20 protein-coding genes are annotated in these 17,307 nt (G+C 43.2%); 10 read left to right on the top strand and 10 right to left on the bottom strand.

Going from position 1 to position 17,307, the window contains the following annotated elements:
* Positions 1-142: 142 nt before the first annotated feature.
* The 9 genes from ACN6KS_RS06425 (at position 143) to ACN6KS_RS06465 (ending at position 7,696) form a co-directional block, all read left to right on the top strand.
* Positions 143-1,090, top strand: coding sequence for an ABC transporter permease (locus tag ACN6KS_RS06425; RefSeq protein WP_280788797.1), 948 nt, complete (start codon positions 143-145; stop codon positions 1,088-1,090).
* Positions 1,091-1,092: 2 nt separating this feature from the next.
* A complete protein-coding gene (locus ACN6KS_RS06430) occupies positions 1,093-2,037 on the top strand; it encodes an iron chelate uptake ABC transporter family permease subunit (protein ID WP_094869908.1) in 945 nt (314 codons plus the stop codon).
* The gene (locus ACN6KS_RS06435; RefSeq protein WP_440961618.1) at positions 2,031-2,786 is read left to right on the top strand and encodes an iron ABC transporter ATP-binding protein; all 756 of its coding nucleotides are present in this window, start codon (positions 2,031-2,033) and stop codon (positions 2,784-2,786) included. Before ACN6KS_RS06430 ends, ACN6KS_RS06435 begins: the two co-directional genes overlap by 7 nt.
* Before the next feature lie 123 nt (positions 2,787-2,909).
* The gene (locus ACN6KS_RS06440; RefSeq protein WP_280788796.1) at positions 2,910-3,902 is read left to right on the top strand and encodes a siderophore ABC transporter substrate-binding protein; all 993 of its coding nucleotides are present in this window, start codon (positions 2,910-2,912) and stop codon (positions 3,900-3,902) included.
* Positions 3,903-4,062: 160 nt separating this feature from the next.
* Entirely contained in the window at positions 4,063-4,566 is a 504-nt protein-coding gene (locus tag ACN6KS_RS06445) for a sigma-70 family RNA polymerase sigma factor (protein WP_440961619.1), read from the top strand.
* Positions 4,559-5,752, top strand: coding sequence for an anti-sigma factor (locus ACN6KS_RS06450; RefSeq protein ID WP_094869911.1), 1,194 nt, complete (start codon positions 4,559-4,561; stop codon positions 5,750-5,752). The genes ACN6KS_RS06445 and ACN6KS_RS06450 overlap by 8 nt, the downstream gene beginning before the upstream one ends.
* 125 nt (positions 5,753-5,877) lie before the next feature.
* The gene (locus ACN6KS_RS06455) at positions 5,878-6,384 is read left to right on the top strand and encodes a metallophosphoesterase family protein (RefSeq protein WP_094869912.1); all 507 of its coding nucleotides are present in this window, start codon (positions 5,878-5,880) and stop codon (positions 6,382-6,384) included.
* 100 nt (positions 6,385-6,484) lie between these two features.
* Positions 6,485-6,949, top strand: a complete 465-nt coding sequence (locus ACN6KS_RS06460) for a GNAT family N-acetyltransferase (RefSeq protein WP_440961620.1) — start codon at positions 6,485-6,487, stop codon at positions 6,947-6,949.
* Positions 6,950-6,985: 36 nt separating this feature from the next.
* The gene (locus tag ACN6KS_RS06465; protein ID WP_076298250.1) at positions 6,986-7,696 is read left to right on the top strand and encodes an HAD family hydrolase; all 711 of its coding nucleotides are present in this window, start codon (positions 6,986-6,988) and stop codon (positions 7,694-7,696) included.
* 72 nt (positions 7,697-7,768) lie between these two features.
* Here the strand turns inward: ACN6KS_RS06465 and ACN6KS_RS06470 are convergent, their stop codons facing one another.
* The 3 genes from ACN6KS_RS06470 to ACN6KS_RS06480 all read right to left on the bottom strand — a co-directional run bounded on the left by ACN6KS_RS06470 (position 7,769) and on the right by ACN6KS_RS06480 (position 10,994).
* Entirely contained in the window at positions 7,769-8,620 is an 852-nt protein-coding gene (locus tag ACN6KS_RS06470) for an RCC1 domain-containing protein (protein WP_440961621.1), read from the bottom strand.
* 153 nt (positions 8,621-8,773) lie between these two features.
* Positions 8,774-9,880, bottom strand: a complete 1,107-nt coding sequence (locus ACN6KS_RS06475) for an FAD:protein FMN transferase (RefSeq protein ID WP_440961622.1) — start codon at positions 9,878-9,880, stop codon at positions 8,774-8,776.
* 181 nt (positions 9,881-10,061) lie between these two features.
* Complete coding sequence (locus tag ACN6KS_RS06480) at positions 10,062-10,994, bottom strand: glycosyltransferase family 2 protein (RefSeq protein WP_440961623.1); 933 nt, start codon at positions 10,992-10,994, stop codon at positions 10,062-10,064.
* A gap of 272 nt (positions 10,995-11,266) precedes the next feature.
* Here ACN6KS_RS06480 and ACN6KS_RS06485 point away from each other — a divergent pair, with 272 nt between their 5' ends.
* A complete protein-coding gene (locus tag ACN6KS_RS06485) occupies positions 11,267-11,989 on the top strand; it encodes a DsbA family oxidoreductase (protein ID WP_094869918.1) in 723 nt (240 codons plus the stop codon).
* 141 nt (positions 11,990-12,130) lie between these two features.
* On the opposite strand, the gene ACN6KS_RS06490 is transcribed toward ACN6KS_RS06485, so the two are convergent.
* The 7 genes from ACN6KS_RS06490 to ACN6KS_RS06520 form a co-directional block, all read right to left on the bottom strand.
* On the bottom strand, positions 12,131-13,711 hold the full coding sequence (locus ACN6KS_RS06490; protein ID WP_094869919.1) for an oleate hydratase: 1,581 nt from the start codon (positions 13,709-13,711) through the stop codon (positions 12,131-12,133).
* A 156-nt stretch (positions 13,712-13,867) separates the two neighbouring features.
* Positions 13,868-14,437, bottom strand: coding sequence for a TetR-like C-terminal domain-containing protein (locus tag ACN6KS_RS06495; protein WP_042125036.1), 570 nt, complete (start codon positions 14,435-14,437; stop codon positions 13,868-13,870).
* 20 nt (positions 14,438-14,457) lie between these two features.
* On the bottom strand, positions 14,458-14,853 hold the full coding sequence (locus tag ACN6KS_RS06500) for a hypothetical protein (protein ID WP_440961624.1): 396 nt from the start codon (positions 14,851-14,853) through the stop codon (positions 14,458-14,460).
* 47 nt (positions 14,854-14,900) lie between these two features.
* Positions 14,901-15,422 (bottom strand): hypothetical protein, encoded by a 522-nt coding sequence (locus tag ACN6KS_RS06505; protein WP_341133971.1) that lies wholly within the window; start codon positions 15,420-15,422, stop codon positions 14,901-14,903.
* Between the two features lie 96 nt (positions 15,423-15,518).
* Positions 15,519-15,938: a GNAT family N-acetyltransferase gene (locus tag ACN6KS_RS06510; RefSeq protein ID WP_440961625.1), complete on the bottom strand. Its 420-nt coding sequence runs from the start codon at positions 15,936-15,938 to the stop codon at positions 15,519-15,521.
* Positions 15,939-16,041: 103 nt separating this feature from the next.
* Positions 16,042-17,022 (bottom strand): RluA family pseudouridine synthase, encoded by a 981-nt coding sequence (locus tag ACN6KS_RS06515; RefSeq protein ID WP_094869923.1) that lies wholly within the window; start codon positions 17,020-17,022, stop codon positions 16,042-16,044.
* A gap of 93 nt (positions 17,023-17,115) precedes the next feature.
* Positions 17,116-17,304, bottom strand: coding sequence for a CLC_0170 family protein (locus tag ACN6KS_RS06520; protein WP_280788792.1), 189 nt, complete (start codon positions 17,302-17,304; stop codon positions 17,116-17,118).
* Positions 17,305-17,307: the final 3 nt, after the last annotated feature.

A 17,307-nucleotide genomic window follows, 5' to 3' on the forward strand; every position in this document is an offset into this window, starting at 1 on the left:
TAAATTTTACTATACGAAAGGGTTGACCCTCAAAGTGGGCTTAGGTATAATCGAACATAGTGCAAATGAAAATCATTATCAATGCCGATACTATCATCTATTTCTCAAACGATTTAACTATTAAACAGATAAGGAACAACTCATGAAACTAAAATATTTGTCCCTACTTCTAATAGTCTTCTCATTTATATCTTTGTTTATAGGCGTAAAAGACATTTCACCTTTGGATCTTTTTTCGCTTACGGAATCTCAGATGCAGACTCTGCTAGTCAGCCGGATTCCACGCTTAGCTGCACTGATTATAGCTGGTGTAAGCATGAGTATTGCCGGATTAATTATGCAGCAATTATCACGAAATAAATTCGTTTCTCCCACTACGGCGGGCACGATGGATTCCGCGAAATTCGGTATTCTCGTGTCCCTGATGCTGTTCACAGGGGCGACACCAATGCAGAAGCTGCTCGTTGCTTTTGTTTTTGCCCTACTGGGAACATTTATATTTATGAGAATCTTAGATCGGATCAAGTTCAAGGATAGTATTTTTATCCCGCTGGTCGGACTCATGTTCGGGAACATTGTAGGCTCGATTACTACATTTTTTGCTTACAAAAATGATTTGGTTCAGAATATCTCATCTTGGATGCTTGGCGATTTCTCAACGATTATTAAGGGACAGTACGAATTAATCTATCTCAGTATTCCACTTGTCATTCTCGCGTATGTTTTCGCCAATAAGTTCACCGTAGCTGGTATGGGGGAGGATTTCTCTGTCAATCTCGGTATGAACTACAAAGCGGTTGTAAACGTAGGATTGGTGATTGTAGCGTTAATCTCTTCTGTTGTTATTTTAACCGTAGGTACGATTCCATTCCTGGGTCTTGTTGTACCTAACATAGTAACGCTATACATAGGCGATAACTTGAAAAAAAATCTGGCACATACAGCCATTCTCGGTGCGGTGTTCCTCCTGTTCTGTGATATTCTGGGCAGGCTCATTATATATCCATACGAAATATCCATCAGTCTCACGGTAGGCGTCATCGGAAGTGGTCTGTTTATCTACTTGCTGATGAGAAGAAAGGCGAATTAGTGATGAAGACGAAACTAACTATATTATCCTTAAGCGCTGTTGCTCTCATCGTCTTGTTTATGACCTATCATGTTATGGGAAATTGGGATTATGTTCTGCCCAGTCGGGGAAGAAAGCTGGCGGCCATTTTAATTACCGGAGCGGTGATAGCTGTCTCTACCATAGTTTTTCAGAGCATTACGAACAACCGGATTTTGACACCTAGTATTTTGGGGCTAGATTCTTTGTACATGTTGATCCAGACGTTCGGTGTATACGCCTTAGGCTCATCAAATATGACGTTTATGAATAAAAATGTAAATTTCTTGTTCTCAGCTTGCATCATGGTTCTGTTCTCAGGTGTGCTGTATAAGCTAATGTTCCGCAGAGAAGGTCAAAACATATACTTCCTGCTGCTCGTAGGACTTATCATGGGAACGATGTTCCAGAGTGCATCTTCTTTTATGGAAGTGCTCATTGATCCGAATGAATTCCTGATTCTACAAGGGAAAATGTTCGCCAGCTTCAACAACGTCAGCAGTGATCTACTGATATTGTCTACAGTTGTACTAGCGTTAACTACGCTGTATTTCATGAGATTTGTGAAGTATTTAGATGTTATTTCTTTAGGAAAAGATGAAGCCATTAACTTAGGGATCAATTATGACTATGTAGTCAAAAGGCTGTTAGTTATTGTATCCATCTACGTTTCGATATCAACGGCTTTAGTAGGGCCGATCACTTTCTTGGGTTTACTAGTGGCCAATGTGGGGCATCAGTTGTTCCGTACGTATAAGCATTCCTATCTGATTCCCGGCACGATTTTGCTAAGTATTATTGCGCTTGTCGGGGGACAGTTTCTAGTTGAACGTGTGTTTGGATTCACTACTACGGTTAGTGTAATCATTAATTTTGCAGGTGGCGTCTACTTTGTCTATCTGCTGTTAAAGGAGAATAAGTCGTGGTAGAAGTTAAGCATGTAACCAAGTGTTATGGCGGAGTTACCGTTGTTGACGATGTGTCTTTATCCATTAAAAAGGGTGCAATCACCTCGTTTATCGGCCCTAACGGCGCTGGTAAAAGCACGTTGCTCTCCATGATCAGTAGACTTATCTCTAAAGACGCGGGTGAAGTACTGATCGAAGGGAAGGAAATTGGCAGCTGTAAGAGTAATGAGCTTGCTCGTAAAATATCGGTGCTAAAGCAGTCCAATCATATCAGCGTTCGTCTTACTGTGAAGGAACTTGTTTCTTTCGGAAGGTTCCCATATTCACAGGGAAAGCTCACACCTGAGGATCGGGCATTCGTTGACGAAGCGATTGCTTATATGGACCTTCAAGAGATGCAGGATAAATATATTGATCAGCTTAGCGGTGGACAACGTCAGAGAGCGTATATTGCGATGGTTATGGCTCAGGATACGGAGTATATTTTGCTCGATGAACCACTCAACAATCTGGATATGAAACATTCTGTACAAATTATGAAGGTGTTACGCCGATTGGTAGAAGAGAAGGGCAAGACGATTGTGCTCGTCATTCATGATATTAATTTCGCTTCTTGTTACTCTGACTACATTGTAGCGCTCAAGAATGGGCGGGTAGCTTCATCGGGTACGGTGGATGAAATTATTGATACAGCAGTGCTTAGGGATGTATATGACATGGATATCCCTATAGAAACAATAGGTGGTCGTAAAATTGGTGTCTATTTTTAAACAAGACGCCGCTTCCATTCGGAAATTATTATGACGTAACGCATGAAGTGAAAGGCGCCAGCTTCCTTGACGTATACGCGAATAATTCAAATAGCTTGACTATAAATTATAGGGGTGAATGTTTTGAAGAAGAACGTATCTTTACTAATCATGACAGTGTTTCTTGCCGTAATCTTGGCGGCCTGTGGCTCCAATAATGCAGCAACTTCAGATAATAATACAGCAGCGGCAGGCAATACAGAGGCTACTACTGCACCGAATACAGAATCCAAAGAGCTTACTATTAAGCATGAACTTGGAGAAATTACGATTAAGAGTAACCCGCAGAAAGTGGTTGTATTTGACTTCGGTACACTCGATACTTTGGATAAACTGGGCGTAGAGGTGACTGGAGTGCCTCAAAGTAATGTACCCTCTTATCTCTCTAAATATAGTGATGCCAAATATGAGAATGTCGGTGGTTTGAAAGAGCCTGACTTCGAAAAAATAAATAGTCTTTCTCCTGATCTGATCATCATTTCCGGCAGACAGCAAGATTCTTATGATGAATTCAGCAAAATTGCACCTACATTGTACGTTGCTGTAGATAATGCGAATTACATGGAATCTTTCACGAAAAATGTGAAGACGCTGGGCCAAATTTTTGGCAAGGAAGCTGAAGTAGAGACTGAACTTACTGCTATTAATGACTCCGTTAAAGCTCTGAATGAGAAAGCTAAAGCAGATGGTAAAAAATCTCTTATTATTCTCGCCAATGAAGGAAAAATCAGTGCGTATGGTTCTGGTTCCCGTTTCGGTATTATCCATGATGTATTCGGATTTGCACAAGCGGATGATAAAATCGAAGTATCCACTCATGGTCAAAGCGTATCTTACGAATATGTAGCCGACAAGAATCCCGATTATCTGTTCGTAGTAGATAGAGATGCGGCTGTGAAGAGTGACGGCAGCAAATCCGGTTCAGCGAAGGATGCAGTTGAGAACGATCTCGTGAAGAACACAAATGCTTTTAAAAACGGTAAAATCATTTATCTTGATCCTAACTACTGGTACTTGTCCGGTGGCGGTTTAATCTCTGTTAGCGAAATGCTCAAAGAAGTTGAAGTTGTTCTGTAAGCAGAATAACTTGGGAAGGCCTGTTGGCAGGAGTAATACTCCTTGTCAGCAGGCTTTTTTTTGCTTTTTTCCATAGAATTACTGGTATATTCATACTAGTTGCTAAATTTAGCTGTAACTTTTTATGCGAGTATACGTGGTTAGGTTAAGGGGGGAGTGCATGAAGCGAAATTCACTGGATGAAATATATCAGATGTATGTGATGGATATTTACCGCTATTTGCGCTCCCTTTGTGGTGATCATCACGCGGCCGAAGATTTAATGCAGGAGACCTTTTACCGTGCTTATTTATATTTGGAGGATTGTAAAGACGAGAAGATTAAGCCATGGTTGTTCCGTGTCGCGTACAACGCCTTTATAGATTACAAGCGGAAGGAAGGGCGCAGCACCGTTCAGAGCGAGGAGTTTTTTAAACAGCTTGCCTATCCAGATACCACGGAAAGCACGCTGCTTCGGCAGGAACGTTGGGAAGAGATGAGAATTGCGATAGGTGAGCTACCGGACAATCAGAGGCATGCACTGCTACTACATGATTTTCATGGTCTTAGTTATCTGGAGGCATCGGACATTATGAATGTGGGTCTGTCCCAATATAAGATCTTAATCTTTCGAGCTAGACAGAAGCTGCGTGAAGCAGAGCGGAGGCGGAATGAACATGAGTGAGGCATTCAAGGAGAAGTTAAGAAGGTATGGCGAAGGTACTCTTACAGACGAGGATAGGGATGAAGTGGAGCGCGAACTGGAGAAGATGGAAGCTTATCAGGTTTATCTGGATGAACTCATGGGTGAAGAAAAGCCATCTTCAGGCGAGAAGAAGAATATAGAATTCGGAAAAGGTAAGAGAAACAAACCCGGCAAAGAAAAAAAGATCATCCGCCGCGGTAAATGGAGAGCCCGTATATCGAATACTTTAACGGTAATTTCTGCGTTCTTAATATTCTTGATTATTTGCAGTATTATCAGTGCGATATTTTATGGTACTGGGGAGAGAGTAGAGAAATACCGTGATGTTGTTTCTTCCGCTATTGCTGTCTCACAGCCGAATACGATTGTACATTTGAGCAGTGGTACCGGTCCATTTTTCAGTATGAATCTGACAAGTAAGATAGAGAAACAAGTGGGAGATGAACAAATCACTGTCGGAGATTATTCAATGAAGCTTCTATTTGGCTGGGCTAGGCTCTACAACTATTCCTGGACGAATGAGAGTAGAAGTATTGGTTATTACTTTGTATATCCACAGGGGAAGAATAATGCGGCAAATAGTATGGATGATGGCAGTGAGTGGGAGAGATTAGAGAAGCTCCCTGAGGGGACGGTAGCGGAAGCATACTTGTCTTTTGACCAATTATTTACGACAGATGAGCTGTTGAAGAAGTTAGAGCCAAAGAATCTTCAGCCTTTGTGGTTTGCGGCAGATACAGGTCCACGAACACGACAGCCAGTAGTTAATGATCCATTAGGTTTTCCATATATGCCAATTTGGCATGCGGATGATATGAAAGTGACACAGGAATCGAGGGAGAAGCGAGGATGGTTCGGAGGGGTAACCAGCCGTTCGAGTATTTCTCCATCTGTTGAGTCATATGGGGAGGGTGAACTGCGTAATGCGAATTTCCTTAAGACGCTGCACTTGGTGCAGGAGTATAAATCCATCTCCAAAAGGGTGATTCCATTCATTGATCTGGATGATTCCATTAGATATATAGAGAAGAATGGAGTTAAGCTCTATGGAGCGGTTGTAACCGGTCCGGTGAAAGAACTGCTTAAACTGAAAGAAGAGAGATGGGTTAGCAACATGCATGTCGGGGAAGTAAGGTTATGGAATTGGCAGGATAGAGAGAACTAGCGGCGGAGTAAAGAAGTCACAGAACTTGCTTCTCGCTGAAGCAAATCGTACAATTATTTGAATATTAGATTTATGGATATATGTCATAACCAAGGTTGAGTATGATAGATTAGGAGCTGAGATCTATGAAAGTAGGAGTCGTATCTGATACACATATGTCAAGAATGGCTAAGTCTCTGCCTAAGGCACTGATTGCAGAGTTTCAACATGTGGATTTAATCTTGCATCTTGGTGATTGGGTGAGTATGGGAATCTATGATTTGCTGTCAGAACTAGCACCGGTAGAGGGGATTGCCGGAAATAATGATGGGGATGAGATCATTGCGCGTTTCGGAGAGCGCAAGATCATTACCCTTGAAGGAATCCGGATTGGCATGGTACATGGACATACGCCTCATTCCCGTAAAGGAACGGATGGAAACGCACTGCTTGCTTTTGCGAATGATGAGGTGGACTGTATTCTCTTTGGTCATTCACATCAGCCCTTGCTAAGAGAGGAGAATGGCATCCTGCTATTTAATCCAGGTTCTCCTACAGATAAGCGGCGTGAGAAATTGTATTCTTTCGGAATTTTAGATATCGAAGCGGGTAAAGTTAGTGCCCGGCATGTGTTCTACGATTCAAAGGAATAAGGCTCGATTGTCCAAATCATTCGGCGTTCTCTCCATGGTGAACGGCTCGGTAACCCTTTACAATGAGGTTAAGACGGGCGAAGCCAGAAAGTGAGCGCTGATGATGAACAATTATCGTATAGAACGAGTGGTTCGGGATGATTTAGAACGGCTCATCCCATTATTTGATGAGTATCGAGTATTTTATGAAGCAGCCTCAGATCAGGAAGGTGCACGCACCTTCTTAGCCGACAGACTAAAGCTGAATGAATCTGTGATCCTTATGGTGGTTGAGGGGGAAGGCGATGAGAAACGCGCGTGGGGCTTCACACAGCTCTATCCTTCTTTTTCATCGGTTACGATGGAGCGCCTCTGGATACTAAATGATTTGTTCGTTACTGCTGAAATCCGTGGGCAAGGGCTAGGAGCTATGCTACTGGAAAGTGCTAGAGATTATGCGGTCTCTACGAATACGAAGGGCTTATCCCTGACAACGATGACGGAGAATGTGGGGGCGCAGCGGTTATATGAAGCGCATGGCTACATTCGGGATGATGAATTTTTTACCTATAACCTTTTTTTCTAAAGCAGCTAGAGAGAAAGACGAGTAAGGGGCGTTAAAGTGGAAACAAGTCATAAGTTAGCAATCTTTTTTGACCTCGATGATACGTTGTATGATCATCTGGTACCATTTAAAGAAGCGGTAAGGGAAGTGCTCAGCCCAGATGAGAGTAGTCTGGACTTTGCGGAATTATTCTATAAAGTGAGACATCATAGCGATGTGTTGTGGCCGATGTATTTGCGCGGTGAGATTCCGCTTGAAGAGACGAGGGTGCGCCGGTTGGAGCTTGCTTTTGCCGAGTATGGTTTGCAGATTGATCGTGATCAAGCCACAGCGGTTCAAGCGGCATATATTGGACGTCAATATACGATTCAGATGATTGATGGCGTGCGTGAGCATCTTGAACGATTTATTGCGGACGGTCATAAGGTAGGCATTATTACGAATGGACCAAAGGATCATCAGATGAGTAAGATTCGTGGGCTAGGCTTAGATCAGATTATTCCCGAGGACATGATCTTTATTTCTGATGCTGTAGGTCTTGCTAAACCGGACCCGGAAATATTCATACACGTAAACCAAAAAACTGGTACTTTGGCGGACAATTCGCTTTATATAGGGGATACTTGGGCTAACGATGTAGTTGGAGCACTTGCGGCTGGATGGAAGGTTTGTTGGTACAATCCGAGAGGAAGACAACCAGCTACGGATCATAAGCCTAGTTATATTTTTACTAATTATAAGGAATTTGGGGAGCTTCCTTTGGTGTGAGAGAACAAGTACTCCAAAGATATTAGAAAGCCATGCGAGAGAAATCTGCGCATGGCTTTCATTATTTTATAACTAATTTCCGGAGAGTTGGATGCCGCGCCACCTGCTTACGTCGCATTGACCCTGTTCGTGATTACCCACAGCAACCACGGTACCGTCCGATTTAAGACCGATGGTATGAGTACAACCTGCCGCTACGGCCACCATATCGCGCCAGTCACTTATATTGCATTCGCCGTACTTATTCCAACCCACAGCAACCACGGTACCATCTGATTTAAGACCGATGGTATGATGACTGCCTGCCGCTATAGCCACAATACCATGCCAGCCGTTTACATTGCATTGGCCTTCATGATTTCGACCCGCAGCAATCACCGTACCGTCCGATTTAAGACCGACTGTATGAAGGTAACCCGCCGCTATAGCCATTATGTCATGCCAATCATTTACATTGCGTTGGCCATACCGATTATTACCCACAATTGTCACCGTGCTGTCCGATTTAAGACCGACTGTATGCCAATCACCAGCCGCAACTGCTACTATATCACGCCAGTCACTTACATTGCATTGGCCTTCATTATTTCGACCTACAGCAACCACGGTACCATCCGATTTAAGCCCGACGGTACGACGCCAACCCGCGGCAACCCTCACAATATTAGTCCAGTCGCTTACATCGCATTGGTCATACTTATTCCAACCCACAGCTGCCACCGTACCATCTGATTTAAGCCCGACGGTATGAGCATTACCTGTATGAGCATTACCCGCAGCAACCGCTATCATATCGCACCAGCTGCTTACATCGCATTGGCCATATTTATTATCACCCACAGCCGTCACCGTGCCGTCCGAATTAAGCAGGGCGGTATGACGATAACCCGCTGCTATGGAGGGTAGGGTTTTCACAAGGTTCATAAATTTCGCTCCTTAGTTGATGGTAGATGTGTACCATTGTAGGACAAATCCCCATTAAAACACAGTTCTTTCTTCTTCAAATCTTACGTGTGTCTATTAAAAAAGCTTGCTCCCTAGAAGCCAACTCGGCTCTAAGGGACAAGCTTTTTTCGTTTACTCTGCGAAGCTGTATGTTGGATCTGTAAGGTTCATTCTTTCTTTTATGCCTTTAGTAGCATAGATCTTGTTGTCGTCGGTAATAAAGAAAGCTTCAACACCTTCAGGTAAAGCTTCAAGATATTTCATACCCTCTTCAATTCCCATCAAGAATACCCCAGTAGATAAGGCATCTGCATCTGTTGCATTCGGGCTCATAATGGTAAGGCTTTTGAGACCGTTCTGTGAAGGATATCCTGTGCGTGGATCAAGGATATGATGGTAACGAACATTGTCCTGCATAAAATACCGTTCGTAAACACCAGAAGCATCGATGACCTCATCTGAGATTTTAATGGTTCCTAGCTGAGTACCACGGCTTTGATCTGGATCCTGCAATCCGATATTCCATTCCGTTCCGTTTGGCTTTTTACCGAGGGCAATAATACTGCTGCCTCCGAGGTTAATCATAGCGCTATTAAGACCTTGCTCTTTCAAATAATCAGCGATACGGTCTGCAGCATAACCTTTACCAATGCCGCCTAGATCTAACACCATATTTTCCTTCATTAGCTTTACAGTTTTCGCAGCTTCATCAATTTCAACGTCCTTGTAATTGGTTAGACTCTTGGCTTTATCAATATCTGCTTGGGGAGGAACTTTATCTCCGCCACTACCGATATTCCAAAGATCGATTAGCGGACCGATTGTAGGATCAAACAGCCCGTCCATTTCCTTTGCGTATTGTATGGATTGTTTAATTACATCCATGGTTTCGTCAGAAACAACAACCGCTTCTTTTCCTGCTGCCTGATTGATTGCGTATGTCTCTCCACCTTCTTTGGTGCGGCTAAGCTCCATATCCATTCGCTCCAGCATGTGCTGGATATCGTCCATATTTTTCTGTTCTACAGTAGCACCAAACACTTTGATATTCACAACAGTGTCATAAATATAAAAGGTCTGAGAAAGAGATTTTTCCTCACCTTTTCCGGATGTTGTTGCGCTACCCGTAGTTCCCGCTGTCTTATCGTCCTTATCTTTAGTAATTAGCCAAGCGCCGACAGCTATGACGACGATGACGATTACAACGAGGATCAGCGTCGTTTTTTTGTTCTTGAACATATTCCACCATCCATAAAGTTAGTTTCTAAAACAAATCAGATTATTTATATCATACCCCAGATAACAAGTTGATGGAAATCAAATTCATGACATATTAAGGGATAAGTCGGTCAGCATAACAAAAAAAGCCCCGTATCCTGATTCGGAGCAGCGCTGTAGATTTAGAATAAAACGATGCTATTTAATCAAGCATATATTCACTGTATTTGTTCTTGCGAGGGTTTAATACGAAGAGGATACCTTTGGCATATCCGCTAACGGCTTTGAAATTCCGTTTTAGGGTTGCTTTAACCGTCAGACAAGACAATGTCCAGATCAAGGCAGCATAATTCATTAATGGAGCTTTTCGCAAGTTGAGTAGATAGTAGTGATTAATGGCTGTAGCTTGTGCTACAACGCCCGCTTTATCGCGAGAGCCTGGCGACTCATGATGGATGATTTTCATGGCGGGATTAATCACAAGCTTGCCATAGCGGCTGGCTAAATGGGATAGATAAATATCCTCGGCTATGGAATAGCTTGTCATCCATGGATAGGGCTTAATATCACGCAGTGCCGAGCGCCGGAAGGACATATTGCAGCCGTGAAAAAAATCAGTTTCAAATACCTGCTTCTTCTCTCCCCAAAGGAATTGCGAGCCTGCAAACATACTTGCCGACAATCTGCCTGGTGACCCGGACATTTGTCCGGTTAGCATACCGAATAGCCTGCTTGGCATGCTGCTATGTATACCTTTGGCTACACCACCTACACCAACAATAGAGTCGTCGGCTGTATAAGTATCTAACAATCGTCGAATATATAAGGGGTCATTTAATTCTGCATCGTCATCTAAATGGAGCACGATTTCTGCATGGATCAGCCCTAGCGCTTCGTAACGGGAAAGCCAGAGACCAGGCTTAGTTTTGCGATGATAATGGAGTTCAGCCTGTGGTAATCCTTGTAGTATTTCAGAATAATAAGCTAATCTGTCTTTAGGGATCTCACCGTCGTCCATAATCCATAGCTCGATAGAGATATCTTTAAGATTTGTCTGCTTGCCAATGGACTCTATGCACACCGTAAGGTCATTGATTCGGTTGCGAGTAGGAATCACTATAGATAGATCATGCATATCTTAATCTCCCTTCAGGACTTCTTTTGTCCGCTCATCTGAATGCAGTTATCCGGCGAAATGTGGTTACCTTGATTCTATCGTTCCTGAAGAAGAGCGTATATACCACTTTCGTATACTTTTAGTGCAGCTCAGGTCTAAATGAAATTATTTTAATAAAAGTTAAGTTTGTGTTTTTCGGTTTTTAACTATATAATAGTAAGCGACGAATATTTAGTTATCAATCTTATTAAGCAGTTACAAATGAACAATAATAATAGGAGGTTTTTTTCATGAGAATAGATATTTGGTCCGATTATGCGTGTCCATTTTGTTATATTGGTAAAAGACGTTTGGAGAATGCGCTGAGTCAGTTCCCGAACAGAGATCAAGTAGAGGTGGTATTCCGTAGTTTTCAACTGGATCCGCATGCAAAATTGAATGAGACTCAGAGTATTCATGAGATGCTGGCTTCCAAATACGGAATGACGATTGAAAAAGCAAAAGCAATGAACGCACAGCTGACTGAGCAAGCCCAAGATGTGGGATTGGATTTCCAATTCGATACGATGAAGCATACGAATACTTTTGATAGTCACCGCCTAAGTCACTTTGCAAGCTCCAAGGGAAAAGGGGCAGAAATGTCCGAACGTCTGCTACGTGCTTACTTTACGGATTCATTGAATCTTGGAGACCGCAGTGTACTTGCTACACTTGCTGCTGAGGTAGGGCTGGATGAGGCAGAAGTAACAGCAATGCTGGAGACGGATGCTTATACAGCTGAAGTGAATGGTGATATCGAAGAAGGAAGCCGTCTGAATATTACCGGTGTACCATTCTTCGTGTTCAACAATAAATATGCGTTATCCGGTGCACAGCCAGGACCTGTATTTACAGAGGTATTGGATACCGTGTGGGCAGAAGAGCAAGCAGGGCCAACACTGCAAGTGGTGGGCAAAGGACAATCTGATGCATCCACAGATGATGGCTGCGCAGATGGATCTTGCAGCATATAAAGTTCAAATAGTGTGGAGAAGAAGAGATGGAGAAGTATCCATTTCTTCTTTTTTTAGTTCCGAAACGCTGCTCTGTTTTACACACTACAAAGACAAGCGCCCCCGGATAGATTCGGGAGCGCTTGTCTCTTTATGAGGTGTTTATCTAAAAGAAGTGATAAAGCTTGTGAACAAGGTGCGGACATCGTACTGATGCTGATTAATTGGCTCGATAGGCCGATTAATACCAAGCAGTGTGTACACTGCAGTTCTTGCTGCTCGGATAGAGTATTCTTCGGTGAATACAACATCATCTGGAATTTCGCAATATTGTCCAACGAAGGCAAGGTTAGTGGAGCCTTCAGGAACTACTTTAGGTCGGTCACTGTTTAATCTAGGCATGAATTGTGAAGTGATATAAGGCATCATACATGGAATACAATTGGCGGTTGCCATAATCTCGTCCTTATGTTCTTCGAAATGAAGATGACCGATTAATTCTTCCATAATTTCTTCACCGGTACATTCGCTCATTTTCTTCTTCACGAAGTCGCCTACGTTGTCAGGGTACAAACCGTAACCCCAGAATACTTTTACATGGTCTGGTTGATTGCGGAAATGCGGTTGGAAAGCTAAGACAACGGACATTAACCAGCTCGAATCTTTAAAGGTAACCAATGCGCCAGTACCTGCACGATTACGAGTGAATTTCTCCATGAGATCGAAGAATTTGGAATCTTGGAAGGTCACAGTAAAGGACTCCCATTTCGAACCATCGACATGATCATCGAAGGATGATGGATTGCCAAGTCCAGGTTTTTTGGCGGCGATGTTCTCCCATAATTTCCACGAGCTTCCCTTGCCGTTGAGACGTGGGGCAGAGGTCATGGAACCTAGGCTGGAGCCTTCGGTCATAGAGCCGTTCGTGACGATTACGATATCGTCTTCATTTATGTTAATAACGTCGGCTACACCTTGGCGTAGGACGTTCATTTGGGTGACGGTAATACCATCTCCATCTTTGAACTGCAGGTCGGTTACTGTACATTTCAGTGTAAAGTCTACGTCGAAGCCTTCAAGATATTTGTGCATAGGTAAGATGATAGAATCATACTGGTTATATGGAGTGCGGGTTACGCCTTCCAGCGTTTGAATTCTTGGGAACTCATGAACGAAGCGAATCATATATCGTTTAAGCTCTACAGCGCTATGCCAAGGTTGGAAGGCGAAAGTAGTAGCCCACATATACCAGAAGTTCGTAGTGAAAAAGTGTGGACCAAACCAGTCGTTAATCCGGGCTTTTCCCATTTTTTCTTCTGGTGTAATAATCAATTTACCCATCGCAAGCCGGTCAGCCATATCAAAGCCCATGGATAATACATCTTCCACCTCACCGTTGCGGTTTACGAGTCTAGCGTTAGCATGTGTTGGATTGGCGGTATCGAATTCTATAATCTCTTCTCTAACGGATTTCTCTGGATGGTCGAGGGAGGGAATCGACATGAGTAAATCCCATGTATTCTCATAGGTCTCATCGTTGAGCATCCGGCCACCGCGAATGACATAACCGTGCTCAGCGTCACCTGCGCCGTCGTTGCTGCCACCGAGAATCTTCATCTCTTCAATAATGTGAATGTTCTGTCCCGGAAAGTCACAGTCTCTGACCAGGTAAGCCGCGCCCGCTAAGGATGCAATTCCGCCACCGACAAAATAAACCTGTTTATTACCGTACTCTTTTTTCACAATGGTCGCCTCCAAGTTGTTGTTGAAATAATCACACTCTTAATGTAAATCAACTCCAATTTCGAAGGTATAATCAATCCTTATAGAGTGTATGGTTTTTAGTCATTATGGTCCATATGTCTAGTTTTTAGACAAAAAAACCGTTGAACCCAAAGGTTACAACGGCTTATTCTCATATTTGTGCAAAGCTTTTAGAAAATTCCCCTCAATAAGTACACTCAGCTTCTCGATAATGTGATCAGGATGCTCTTTCATACCATCTCTCATCCACTGAATGACGAGGCCTGTGAACGCCAATGTATAAAAGTTAGCAATAAAATGCTTATCTTCGTGGCTAACTTCCATCCCGGCGGACAGTTCGTTTATGACACCCATAATGAGATCGTTCGTCACTTCGTATAGATACGCATCCAGATGATTTCTACCCAGTGAGTTCAAGGTGTTGCAGCAAAAGGTTTTATTTCGTTCGATATAGCAGAAAATTCTATAAAAACCGTCCGTCCACGTACTGTAGCTACGATACTGGGCGATGCTCTCTACAGCCTCGGTCTTATAGATCCAACCCAGTAAATCAAATATATCCTGAAAATGATAATAGAAGGTTTGTCTATTTAGTCCACAATGGTCCACGAGCTGTTTGACTGTAATTTTATTGAGCGATGTATGTTCCATTAGTTCTTTTAAGGAATGAGACAATGCATTTTTGGTGAGAAAAGAATTGGACAACGTTCTATCATCTCCTCCATTCAAGCTTTTGGCCACTGCTTAACCAGTAGACGAATGCCTTCTGCCAACAAACCAAGTGCAAATCCGCCACATGTAAAAAAGAAAAAAGCTAGGAATCCCGCGAGATCCTCCCAACCGGACATCTCTCTATAGGTGTAGCTTAGCATAAATACCGAACCGATAAGTATTCCTGTTGTAGTGATGAACCAGAGTAATCGAGCGCCGAGCCACCCTAAAGCATTGACGATACCAGATACGACAACAGAAAAAAGTGCGAAGCGAAGTAAGAGTGTGACATCCCAAGCGTGAGCCATCATTACAAATCTGTGCACTATGAAGAGCATCCATAGAACAACACCATAAACAGCCATCCAGATCAACCAGCGATTACTTTTGGCAGCAGGCAGGAATTTCATTTCTTGCTCACCTCTTTATCCAAAGTAAAAACGGTGTGCAGCAGGAATTATACGGAGAAAGATTCCAGCTCTTCTACACTTTGCAGAAGATGATTCAGCAGGTTCGGAATGTCGTCCATTTGCTCCTCAGTGATTTGTCTTTTGAATCGCAGCTCAATGCAGTTATTGTAGGTTTCGCCTTCTTGACCATAAATGAAGCTTAATGACTGTACAGGCTGGAATTCAGGCCCCCAGATGGCTTTGAGAATACTCTCGATTGCCTGACATTCAGTGGGGATATCTTCAATTTCCATATAAAAACGTAACGAAAGATTGCAGCCGGGATCCATGTTAGGCACTTCCAATATTTCATCGCTAAGATCTTTCACAGAGGAAGTTAGGAAGACTTCGGCGGTTACGCTCCTGCCAGCAGTTAATTGGAAGGAGAGGCTGAACTCTCTGGACATCAAAGCCATATTGAGAAGGTCGGAACGATCCGTAACTACCAAAATTCCGTCCAGATTATCATAGTCATAGATGTGGTTCTCAAAAGCAATTTTAATATTATCGAAGACAGTAGGATGGAACAATAATGGCACCTTCTTTGTTTATTAGTATTGTAACATGATCTAAATAGAAGTGAAAAAGATGCCCAAGGACCATATGGACCGGGCATCTTTTGTGTGTTACTCCATAACCTTGAACATACCCGTCATGCCGGGGGCGTGATTCTGAAAGCCGTATCGCTCATAAAAGGTATCATTGCCGTGTGATGCAAATAGTCCTACGAAAGCCCCTGTAAAACAATGAGATCGAATATAGCGTAGTAGCTGCTCAATAATGACATTACCAATGCCTTGGCCCTGAAATTGGGGAAGCACGGCTACGTCCTGAATATAGAAATACATATGACCATCGCCGACGATCCGCCCCATACCGATAACCTTGTCTTCCTGTACAACGACCATCCCATACACCGAATGAGCCAGAGAGGCTGCGGTCATTGCTGTATTCACGTTCCCCCAACCGACAGCTTCCCATAAGGAGGCATGTTCCTCAGTCGTGGGCATATGCTCAATACATTCATAATGATGTGCTGTTGTCATGGCTAATCACCCATTCTTTGTTAAGTTATTGTAGCGATTGTAGTGTAGTAAGCTCCACCGTAATCAGCCCCCTTAGGATGAATGGGTATTCTCTGTGAACTTGTTAGTTCGCAGGTTCAGGTGCGGTATATTTCAGGAATGTCTTCGGAATAGGGCTTTCGAAGGTCATTAACACTCCTGTAGTAGGATGAATAAAAGAAAGTACACGAGCATGCAGACCGAGACGGCCCACCGTTTTGGTCTCTGCACCATACTTCTTGTCTCCTGCGATTGGATGCCCGATATCTGCCATATGAACACGAATCTGATTTTTGCGTCCAGTTTCAAGCTTTACCTCAAGCAACGAGAAGTGGCGGTTCGCCTGAATGAGCTTATAATGTGTGATTGCATGTAGACCATCGCCTTCATGTGGACTGGAGTACATTTTCAGGGTAGAGGTTTCTTTTAGCCAAGAGCTCACTGTACCTTCAGGTCTTTTGACGGCGCCTTCGACTAGTGCGACGTAAGAACGTTCTTTAACCGTATCCTTCCACGTAGTTTGCAGGGCTTGCTGGATCCGTTCGCTTTTGGCAAACATCATCACTCCAGAAGTATCGCGATCCAAGCGGTGTACAACAAAGATACGGTTCTTAGGATTGCTGGTGCGAACATGCTCCATAAGCTGGCGGTAAGCTGTCAATTCATTTTCTTCCGCAGTGGCAATGGATAGCAGTCCAGCATCCTTCTGAATAATGATTAGATCATCGTCCTCATGCACAATGGTAAGTCCGATCATTTCTGCTGTTTGTACAGGCTTCTCTTGATCTATCGTCACAGTTTGACCCGAGTGTAATTGGAAATTATGTTGTGTGACGACCTTGCCGTTCACAGATACTTGTCCGCGCGAAAGGATGGATTTAATCGCATTTCGTCCACGACCTGTGATGTGGGTGAGTAAGAAAGGCAACAGCTCAGAAGGTTCATTTACAGTAAAAGACTTAGGTGCTGCAGGTGCTTTAGCTTTATGATTAAGCTTGCCATTTGGCTTGCTATGGGAACGAGTACCTCTTTTGGCTGTTTCTTTAGAATTTTTTCTTGAGTTCATGACTGCATTCTCCGTCCTTTAATATTGTACTCCTCAATATACCATGGGCGGTTAAGAAATACTATGTGAAGGGCAGCAAGAAACGCATTCGATTTATAGATAGAATAGCTGAGCTAGTCCAATAAGCAGGAATAAGCTGAGATATATCCAACCTATCACTTTAGCGAATTTCTTTTCCCGGTGCATAGCATTGACCGCATATATTTTAGTATCCACAGTAAGCAACAGAACACCGGAGATCAGCAGCGCAACAATTACAAAGGTTAGCTGGTGATAGAACATAGT

Source organism: Paenibacillus nitricinens (assembly GCF_052056485.1).
GTDB classification, from domain to species: Bacteria; Bacillota; Bacilli; order Paenibacillales; family Paenibacillaceae; genus Paenibacillus_AQ; species Paenibacillus_AQ nitricinens.